The organism is Proteus sp. G2675, from assembly GCF_963886535.1.
Taxonomy (GTDB): Bacteria; Pseudomonadota; Gammaproteobacteria; order Enterobacterales; family Enterobacteriaceae; genus Proteus; species Proteus mirabilis.
The window spans coordinates 23,257-32,719 of sequence record NZ_CAWPCB010000055.1 but is presented as its reverse complement, the minus strand read 5'-3'; the positions used below and the strand labels follow the sequence as shown (position 1 = coordinate 32,719).

9 protein-coding genes are annotated in these 9,463 nt (G+C 32.7%); 8 read left to right on the top strand and 1 reads right to left on the bottom strand.

Annotation, left to right across the window (positions count from 1 at the left end; genetic code table 11):
* The first annotated feature begins 505 nt into the window (after positions 1-505).
* Positions 506-850 (top strand): DUF4156 domain-containing protein, encoded by a 345-nt coding sequence (locus AACQ49_RS18010; protein ID WP_004245715.1) that lies wholly within the window; start codon positions 506-508, stop codon positions 848-850.
* A 108-nt stretch (positions 851-958) separates the two neighbouring features.
* Here the strand turns inward: AACQ49_RS18010 and AACQ49_RS18005 are convergent, their stop codons facing one another.
* Positions 959-1,597 carry an NAD(P)H-binding protein gene (locus AACQ49_RS18005; RefSeq protein ID WP_071425281.1) on the bottom strand — a complete coding sequence of 213 codons (639 nt, stop codon included), beginning with the start codon at positions 1,595-1,597 and terminating at the stop codon, positions 959-961.
* A 1,131-nt stretch (positions 1,598-2,728) separates the two neighbouring features.
* Here AACQ49_RS18005 and AACQ49_RS18000 point away from each other — a divergent pair.
* From AACQ49_RS18000 to AACQ49_RS17970, 7 genes are all read left to right on the top strand, one after another.
* Positions 2,729-3,292 (top strand): fimbrial protein, encoded by a 564-nt coding sequence (locus AACQ49_RS18000; RefSeq protein ID WP_004245713.1) that lies wholly within the window; start codon positions 2,729-2,731, stop codon positions 3,290-3,292.
* Between the two features lie 93 nt (positions 3,293-3,385).
* Positions 3,386-4,084: a fimbrial biogenesis chaperone gene (locus tag AACQ49_RS17995; RefSeq protein WP_132587714.1), complete on the top strand. Its 699-nt coding sequence runs from the start codon at positions 3,386-3,388 to the stop codon at positions 4,082-4,084.
* The gene (locus AACQ49_RS17990) at positions 4,062-4,637 is read left to right on the top strand and encodes a fimbrial protein (RefSeq protein ID WP_004245711.1); all 576 of its coding nucleotides are present in this window, start codon (positions 4,062-4,064) and stop codon (positions 4,635-4,637) included. The genes AACQ49_RS17995 and AACQ49_RS17990 overlap by 23 nt, the downstream gene beginning before the upstream one ends.
* Positions 4,638-4,639: 2 nt before the next feature.
* Positions 4,640-5,197 (top strand): fimbrial protein, encoded by a 558-nt coding sequence (locus AACQ49_RS17985; RefSeq protein WP_004245710.1) that lies wholly within the window; start codon positions 4,640-4,642, stop codon positions 5,195-5,197.
* A 7-nt stretch (positions 5,198-5,204) separates the two neighbouring features.
* Entirely contained in the window at positions 5,205-5,921 is a 717-nt protein-coding gene (locus AACQ49_RS17980) for a fimbrial biogenesis chaperone (RefSeq protein WP_004250165.1), read from the top strand.
* A 4-nt stretch (positions 5,922-5,925) separates the two neighbouring features.
* Complete coding sequence (locus AACQ49_RS17975; RefSeq protein WP_004249275.1) at positions 5,926-6,741, top strand: fimbrial biogenesis chaperone; 816 nt, start codon at positions 5,926-5,928, stop codon at positions 6,739-6,741.
* Between the two features lie 43 nt (positions 6,742-6,784).
* Positions 6,785-9,328, top strand: a complete 2,544-nt coding sequence (locus AACQ49_RS17970) for a fimbria/pilus outer membrane usher protein (RefSeq protein WP_049209835.1) — start codon at positions 6,785-6,787, stop codon at positions 9,326-9,328.
* The last annotated feature ends 135 nt before the right edge of the window (positions 9,329-9,463 follow it).

The following is a 9,463-nucleotide window of genomic DNA, read 5'->3' as shown; positions in this document are numbered from 1 at the left end:
CTTGCCTGTGGAGGGAGGGTGCAGTCAGACCGCCCGTCGAAGCAGGAACCCGCCGAGGTGATTTAGACATCAGTCTGAACGCAGTAGGGATCCACATCCTTTAGGGCGTGGAGGATGTCAATATTGAGCCAGTACATAATGATTTAATGTTCCCTATTATTTTAGTATCAAAAAATAATTTCTATCAATGGCCTATTGCCTGATTATGCCATTAAAGCAGAGGACTAGGCTAAGAACGACGACCAAATAATGTGCCCAGTCTCGCACTGTGGTGTCTGAAAAGCACACAATATGTTTTAAAAGCCGCAAAGCGGTGTAAAATAAATAGATATTGCTTTGTCTATCTTAAAGCTAAATCATTAAGTCAAAATAAGTAACAAGTGGAAATAACCTCTTAAGACTATAGGCTAATGTAAGATAGTGATGATTTATTTTTGCGCTTAAGAGGAGTGACAGGGTATATTGTTGTCATGACTAAACGGACACTCAAAGAAATGAGGGGATCATGCGAATTAAATTGTTATTGGGAGCCACTGCAGCGTTGTTGTTAGCAGGCTGTTCTGCAACAAATACATTGACCAGTGCAGGTTCACAGGTACAAATTACTGATACGCAACCAGGCAGCGAGTGCCAGTTATTAGGCACAGTAACCGGCGTTCAGAATAATTGGTTATCAGGCTCTCGTACTGAAAGCCAATCACTACGTGGTGCTGCTAATGATTTACGCAACAAAGCAGCAGCTATGGGTGGTAATGTTATTTTTAATGTTGGTACAGGTGCAGGTAGCATTGTCGATAGCTTTGCGCCACTAGATAGCAAAATGAGTGGACAAGTTTATAAATGTCAGTAACAAACAATGGTTGTGTACATTGATAAGCTAGCTCGTGACTAACACATCTGGCCCTAATGTCTATCAGGGTCAGATTGTTTTTTATCAAAATCAGTAAACTAATCGTTTCTAAATTCGACTGAGGGCTGTTTTAATCGCCTCGTCACCATCTAATATAGGAATGCATTTTTTAAATGTATTCGGCTTATCTAATATCTCTGCTAATGTTGCCGCGACATTATCAATAGTGATTTCACCTTTTGTAGCATTATCTTCCAATTTGGTCGTAATTTTATATGTGCCTTGTTTTTCAGTTAAATAGCCTGCTTGAACAAGGGTGAAATCTAACTGGGTACGATCCCGTAAGTAGAGGTCGGCAAAATATTTAGCAGTAAAATAATCAATTAATTCAGTCCATTTATCAGGTGATAATGAATTAATCGCACTGAGCATAATATATCTTTTTATTCCTTTTTTTTCTGCTGCTTGCATCGTTTTAACAGCACCATGTAAATCAACTCGTAATAAATCCTTTCCTCGGGAGCCTGTCGTAAAATAGATAGCCTCTAAATTGTCTGGCAATAAATCGGTGATGGATGATAACGGTTTTGTTATGTCCAATTCAATTTCATGGTACTGTGAGGGATGATGTACTGATGTGTCGGATAATTTTCGGGTTGTACCTATGACATGATGACCTTTAGCAAGTAATATTTCGATTAAACGCTGACCTACTCGACCTTTAGCGCCAATGACGAGAATATTCATATTTCCTCCATTAAAATCTCAATTTCGTGTTTGAAGCTCCTCTTTACACTGAACTTAATTTTAAAACTTATTTTTTAATCAGGTAAATTATGTACCGTAAAAACTATCATTTAATGATTATTACTATAAGCGTAGTAGGATTTTTTTAGAGCCAAATGCAAATAATACAATAAATTAAAAAATAAAATATCCAATTCTACTAGGATAGATAATTATATGACTAATAGATAGTTTTAATAAGTGATAGTATTTAATTTATATTAAATGAGAAGCACATATTAATATTTTCATACTGATACTATCATGATGTTCTATCATATTTACTATAATAAAAATACTTATATATCAATGTGTATAGATGCTGATTATTTTTTTATTGTAATTTTAATGGATAAAATTAAAAATATATCATAATTAGATTATCTATATAAGATATTTTATATAAGCGTCATAAAAGTAAATTAATAAATTATAAGAAATAACAAAATATGACTATTTAAATTAGAGTGGTTTGGTTTTTATTATTTATTTATAATCAATAAAAGATAATCTAATTAATATTTATCAGAAGGTTATTTTAATAAAAAAACAAAATTAAAATCATAACCATTTGTTTTTAAAGGTTATTTTTTATTTTATCGTATGTATATAATGTAAATTTATATATAAGTAAATGTAATTTTTTCTATTGTGGTTGCTTTACTTTCCCCAACTCAGAGAATATACTGATTTAAGAATTAATATTTCTCATTAAATTTTTAACTTGGCTTAAAATAATATTTTAATATGGTGAGATTTAATTATGTGATTTAAATAACTCCGCTGTTTTTTCAAAAAATATATTATGCTTACTTTATACAGTGAGTGAGTATATATATATTTGATGTTTCTGTGATTTCAATGTTTATTTTTGTCATTTTTCTGATGAGCTAAAAATAAATACTGAGAAATGCAACATTATATGATGTTATTTTTGATGTAAAGTTAGTTTTATTAATGGGTTATAAACAATCGTTGTAAGGATCAATATCATTTATATAGTAAGGATCACATGTTGGCTTAGTACAATACGTTGGGTCTAAATTATTACGATATTGATAATTTTTAGATTATTTTATAAGAGAAGTTAATATGAAATTCAATAAATTAGGCGTAATGGTTGCTGGTGCACTTCTTATGGGTTCTTTATCAACTCAAGTTATGGCCGCTAAAAACGCAGACGTTACATTTTCTGCACGTTTAGTTGCAGCAACTTGTGATATCAGCGCAAGCCAAGATCGTGTTGATTTAGGTACTTATGCAACTACTGATATTCAAAATATTAACCAAGCTGTATCTGAAAAAGATTTCAACTTAGTGTTAAACAACTGTACTAAGATTGGTAAACCAGCTGAAGGTGAAGATCCTGCTGTAACTGTATCTAATATTGAATTATTAGCAAGCGGTAATGGCCTAGTTGGTAATGAGCAATTATTTGCTAGCGCTGGTGCAACTCAAGCTGGTATCAAGTTAACTGCAATGAACTCTGTAGTACTGAAACCAAATGAGTCAACAGAACTGCAAAACTTAAAAGCAGAAGGTGAAGGTAACCTGATTATTCCTATGAAAGCAGGTTTATTTGCTACAGAAACTGGTGACTCACTGAAAGCACAAGATATTAATGTTCCAGTAACCTTTAGTGTTGCTTATAACTAATATTAGTATGTTATGGGAAAGGAATTTATTCCTTTTCCATAATTTTGTTTTACTACCAATAGTAAAGTTGCAGTGCAATAAGGTGATAGGCAGATGGTAAACAAAATACGCTTTTTTCAATATATTTCGTTGTGTGTTTTAGGAGTATTATTTTTATCATTTCAGGTTCAAGCCGGTGTCGGTTTAAGCCAGACTCGTATTATTATTAATGGGGATACTAATACAGCCTCTATTAGCGCTAGAAATAATAATGCACAACCTTATTTAGTCTCTAACTTTATAACCGAAAAACTGGATACCTCATCACCACCTTTGAACGGTATGTTTGTTATTACTCCAAACATTTTCAGGTTAGCTCCGGAAAGTGAAAATACAATAAAAATTCAAATAATACCAACAAATCTTCCTAAAGATAGAGAATCACTTTATTACTTCCACTCGCGAAATATCCCATCAACAAATAAAAATGAAGATGGGATAAAAATAGCGATGGAAAATATTATCAAGGTATTTTATCGCCCTATTAATTTAGCGATAAACCCAAAAGAAGCCGGTGATAAATTAGTTGTAAAAGCAACGCCTAATGGGATCAGTATTGAGAACCCTACGCCTTATTATATTAATCTTTTTAAGATTACCGTTAAAAATGAAACGATAAAATTAAATAAAATTAATAATATGATAGAACCATTTTCTTCTAAAAACTATGTGGTAAGTAATAAAACAGGTGCTGTTAATATTCATATTATCAACGATTTAGGCGGAGAAAGTGTCTACAATAAAAAACTTTAAAAGAACAGTATTGTTAGCGATGATGGTGTATGCAGTAAACTGTCAATCCGCAAATAATGGTACTCTCAACTTTTCTGCTAATGTAACACGTGGCACTTGTGAATTTAGCGATAGTAATGAGCTGAGTAAACATGTCTCATTTGAACAGTTTTTTACTATTGGTGATGCAGAAGACACACCAATAAAGGCGCCTATTAAAGGGAGTCTCGGCACTAAGCAATTTACTTATCTTATCGATTGTAAAGAGTATGAACCTGATAGTGAGAAAAAAATCACGATTAATGTAAAAACAGGCGCGAATACTGAATATTCAGATCAGGTTTTTTATGGAAAAGGCGATACGACCCAAACCGGTTTTTTAGTAAAAGGCTGTCTTGAAGGTGAAAATGCGAGTTGCCAAATTCTAGAAAACAATAAAAAGTTATCTTTTTCTTCTCACTCTAATTCAGCGATAAGTATTAACTACATCGTCGATTTTGTTAGACGTAACAATAATAAAATGACACCTGGTGATTCAACGGCGACTATTTTATTTGAATATATTCAGGATTAATTATGCAGACAAAAAAAGTGTCAATATTAATAGTTAGTCTTTGTTTATTATTGACGAGTTGGGCTTCAGTTGCAGCGCAATCAGTGAAATATAATTTTTCAGTCGTTTTTCTCGCTAAAACGTGTGAAATTGTTGTTCCAGATAATATTACTTTCACTAGTGGTGAAGGGGCTAGTTCTGTTAGTGCTAATGACATAAAAAATAATAAAATTAGTCAACAGATCCCTATCTCGTTAACTAATTGCTCAACAAGTTCTTTAAGTGGAACGAGCGTTTATATCTCTCAAGGTGTTACTTTAACCGGAACTCGAGATTTTTTTAATAACAATGTTTCTGGGTCATTTGGTGTTCAACTTACAGACGACAGTGGTAGTAAAACATATAAAGTAAATAATAGCTCTGTTTTTAAACCTTCTGATGATTCTGTTGTGTGGGATAATATAACCTCAGAAAGCTCGACTAAATCATTAACAGCAAAGTTGCGTTGTCAAAAAGAGGGATGTACTCCAGAGGTTGGCCCTTTTACGGCAACAGTAGTGCTTAGCTTTTTTTCTGATTGATTAAAATATGAATATATTAAAAACGATTTCATTACTTTTTAGCTGTTTTATTTTTTCTGCATCATATAGTTATGCAGGGCTATCTTTGTCACAAAGTCGCATTATATTTTCTGAGGGAGATAAAAGTCAAAGTGTACAAATAAATAATGATACAGATAATCTTTATTTATCTCAAAATATGATAACGGCTGATTTAGATGGCAAAAAAGATGAGCATTTTATTGTATTGCCACCGTTAAAACGATTAGAGCCTCATTCATCGGTTTCTATAAAAATTTTACCACGCTCTTTAGATACATTGCCAAGTGATCGGGAATCACTCTTTTTTTTCACTGCATATTTGATACCTGAAACAAAAAGAGGGCAACAAAATAATAGTGGTGATTTATCACTAAAAATTAATATGGTAACAAAAATTATCATAAAAGGATTTTATCGACCAAATGAATTAGCCATAACATCACTAGATAGTCATGCTAAGAAGATAACCTTTAAAAAAGTAGGTAATAATGTGCAAGTCAATAACCCAACACCTTATTATTTTACGGTATCAAATTTAAAATTCGATGGCAAAAGTTATCAATCAGCAAATGCACCTATGGTTGCGCCATTTTCGTCACTCAATTTAGCTATAGATAAATCAATTAAACAGGTTAGTTGGCAATATATTGATGATTTTGGTGGATTATCAAATACATTTGAAAATAAAATAATTGTGGAGTGACTAAATGTTATCTTTTTTAAGAGGTAGAAAAAAAAATATTATCCAGATAGTCATATTCTGCCTATTTTTTCTATCTTATTCAGTCACATCGAAAGCAGTTGAAAAAATAGAAAACGATACTGTGGATCTAACAGATTTCGGGAAAAATGGTTTTTCTTTTGTAGTAAAAAGATATATCTATCTGGAAAGTGATATAAAAGGTATCTCTATCTCTTTAAAAAATAATAACAATAGTGCTTATTTAATTAATAGCTCTATTTTATTTAATGATGATGATAAAAATGTACCTATAGTGAATAAAGATCGTGAAAGAACACCTTTTATGATTTTACCACCTTTGTATCGTTTAGAACCCTCTAGTGAATATAGCTGGAATATTCGTCGTATTAGTGAAGGTTCTAATGATATGGCGTTACCAAAAGACAGAGAAAGCTTATTTTGGATTGCATTTAGAGCAGTTCCTCTTAAGGATAGTAAAATTGAGGAAAAGAAATCTGTGTCACTAACGATAACACCTACTTTCTTCTTCAAATTAATTTATAGACCTGAGTCAATAATGGCATTGGAAAATAAAGATGTTATTGATGATGTTATTGTTGAAAAGGTAAATGAGAACATAGTTATAAATAATAAATCACCACTTTATATGACTTTTGAATATTTAAAAGTGGGCGAGGTTGAAATAAAAAATGATGGTAGAGCAATAACGGTAAAACCATTCTCTACAGTATCAGTTGAAGCACCTAAAAATGTTCAAGGAAAGCTGAGTTGGAGATTCAATGATGAAAATTTCTTTATAATAAAAGATAAAGAATATTAACTTAACAATAATTCTTATTTATGGGTGGTCTTTGGGGTGGTTTATGAAACCTATGTTGCATAAAATTCTTTGTATCAATCTTTGTGTTTTATCTGTGGCAATGCCGAAAATCGCATTGTCTGATAATTACTTTGATCCGAATCTTTTACTAAATAATAACGACAATATTGATTTAAGTAATTTCAGCAAAGAAGACTACATTGCACCAGGAGACTATAGTTTAAGCGTTTTTGTTAATACTGAGCCATTAGGTGAAAAGACAATTTTATTTAAAGCAAACAAAGAAGGTAAAGTTGTCCCAGTTGTTACAATCAAAGATTTGAAGCTATTTGGGGTTAATGTTTCAGCGATAAGTAAGCTAAGTGATCTACCCGAAGATACAGAAATTGATAATATAGAAGCGTATATTCCTAATTCAAGGCTAACCTTTAATATTAATAAATTAACATTAAATGCATCTTTTCCCCAAGTTAATATGGATAAGAGCTTTCAAGGTGAAATTCCCGCAGAATTATTAGATGATGGCGTGAGTGCTGTTATCCTTAATTATATGGCTAACTTTATTAAAAATAGAACGACAGGTGATTATTCAAGCCATAATAACAACTTTTTCTTGAATCTTAATGGTGGTGTAAATATAGGCCCTTGGCGTTTAAGAACAAATTATTCTTATAATAATTCGAGTGGTTCAGATCAGCGTTCTTCAAGTGATTCTGAATTTAGTAATACCTATGTAATGCGAAATATCGCTTATTTAAAATCAATGCTGAAAATTGGTGAAATTACCACTGGAGGGAATATTTTTTCAAGTATTCCGATAAAGGGGATTTCTTTAGCCACTAACCAACAAATGTTACCAAGTAGTATGCGTGGATATGCTCCTGTGGTAAGAGGTTTTGCCAACAGCAATGCAACCGTTACCATTCGTCAAAATGGTCAAATTATCTATAAATCTTTTGTTGCTCCTGGGAATTTTATTATTAATGATATTTCCGCCGGCGGTATTGGTGGGGACCTTGAAATAACCATTGAAGAAGAAGATGGCTCTAAGCGTGTATATACACAAGCCTATTCATCGCTGCCTATCATGTTGCGTGAAGGGCAATTTGAGTATGAGTTTAGTGCGGGGCAATATGATGGTGGTATCACGACAGATTCCAAAAAAAGTAAATTTGCTTTAGGAACGTTTAGTTATGGTATCAATAACTCAATTACTGCATACGGTGGTTTATTAATTGCCAATGGTTATACCTCTGGTGTTATCGGTTCTGGTGTTTCTCTTGGGTTATTAGGTGCCTTATCTGCGGACGTCACTCTCGCCAGAGCTAATTTGGATAAAACTTATCACGGTCAATCATATCGGGTTCGTTATTCTAAGAGTTTATTATCTACAGGGACTTCGTTTGATTTAACCGCATTACGTTATTCAACTAAAGATTACTATGACTTTAGTGATTACAATAACTCAGGTTATGAATTGCGAGAAGGTATTGCACCTTGGTTAAGCCAACGTCAGAAATCTAGTTTTCAAACCTCAATTTCACAATCATTAGGAAAATACGGTTCCATGTATCTTCGTGGTGAAACCAGCCGTTATTGGGGGAATAGCCGTGTTAATAATAGTGTCACATTAGGCTATAACACTGTTCTGAAAGGTATTGCATTTAATATAGATTATTCTATTTCTCGCCTAAAAAGTGATGACAATACATGGCCAGAAAATAGACAAATTAATTTTAATATGAATATGCCACTGAGTGTGTTCTCAAATGCAAGTGGCTTGCAAAATATGAATGCAAGCTATCTTCTGACACATAGCAATGATGGAAGAACTTCGCAACAAGCCGGTTTAAATGGCTCTGCATTTGATAATCAACTCTCTTATGGTATCTACCAAAATACAGATAACAAGGCAGATAGTTATAGTGGCAATATGAATATGAGTTATTCAGGAAGTAAAGGAACGCTTTCTGGGGGTTATAGCTATGGGAAAAATAGAAATAGCTTTAATGGTAGCCTTATTGGTGGTGTTGTTCTTCACTCAAAAGGAGTGACATTATCAAGGATGTTAGGTGACAGTATTGCCATAGTGAGCGCAGATAAAGCAAAGGGCGCAGAAATCAATGGAAATGTGAAAATAGATACATTTGGTAATGCCATTGTCCCTCAATTAAGTCCTTATGATACAAACAGTATTAGCGTAAATGTCAGCACATTACCTGATGATGTGACACTTAATGAAACGTCAATGAAAGTCTATCCAACCGAAGGGGCTATTTTAGCAAGACAATTTCAAACTAAAGTGGGTTATCAGGTTATTTTTGATATAAAAACAGCGCAAAATATAGCGATACCTTTTGGTGCAATGGCTTCTTTGACAGATGAAAAAGATAAACAGGTAAATACCGGTATTATCGATGCCTATCAATCTCTTTATATGAGTGGGTTACCCAATGATGGGAATGTCGTGGTGACTTGGAATAACAATACGGGCAAACATTCATGTCAATTTAGTTATTCAGAGCTTGAAAAGATTGAAGTATCACAACAAAACCCAATAAGAATGGTGACCGTTAATTGTCAATAATTTTTATAATTATTATTAAGTTAAACAAGGTGATAATCAGCAATGCTGTTATGTAAAGGCAAAGAGTAATGACGTTCCCGCAAATAAAAAAATGTATTGTTACTTTCTATTGGCACTATTAGTGGATATTCAGTT

Coding starts and splice junctions, on each gene's coding strand:
- AACQ49_RS17995 (WP_132587714.1), top strand. CDS start 3,386: ATGGTAAACAAAATACGCTTTTTTCAATATATTTCGTTGTGTGTTTTA.
- AACQ49_RS17980 (WP_004250165.1), top strand. CDS start 5,205: ATGAATATATTAAAAACGATTTCATTACTTTTTAGCTGTTTTATTTTT.
- AACQ49_RS18000 (WP_004245713.1), top strand. CDS start 2,729: ATGAAATTCAATAAATTAGGCGTAATGGTTGCTGGTGCACTTCTTATG.
- AACQ49_RS17970 (WP_049209835.1), top strand. CDS start 6,785: ATGAAACCTATGTTGCATAAAATTCTTTGTATCAATCTTTGTGTTTTA.
- AACQ49_RS17975 (WP_004249275.1), top strand. CDS start 5,926: ATGTTATCTTTTTTAAGAGGTAGAAAAAAAAATATTATCCAGATAGTC.
- AACQ49_RS18005 (WP_071425281.1), bottom strand. CDS start 1,597: ATGAATATTCTCGTCATTGGCGCTAAAGGTCGAGTAGGTCAGCGTTTA.
- AACQ49_RS18010 (WP_004245715.1), top strand. CDS start 506: ATGCGAATTAAATTGTTATTGGGAGCCACTGCAGCGTTGTTGTTAGCA.
- AACQ49_RS17985 (WP_004245710.1), top strand. CDS start 4,640: ATGCAGACAAAAAAAGTGTCAATATTAATAGTTAGTCTTTGTTTATTA.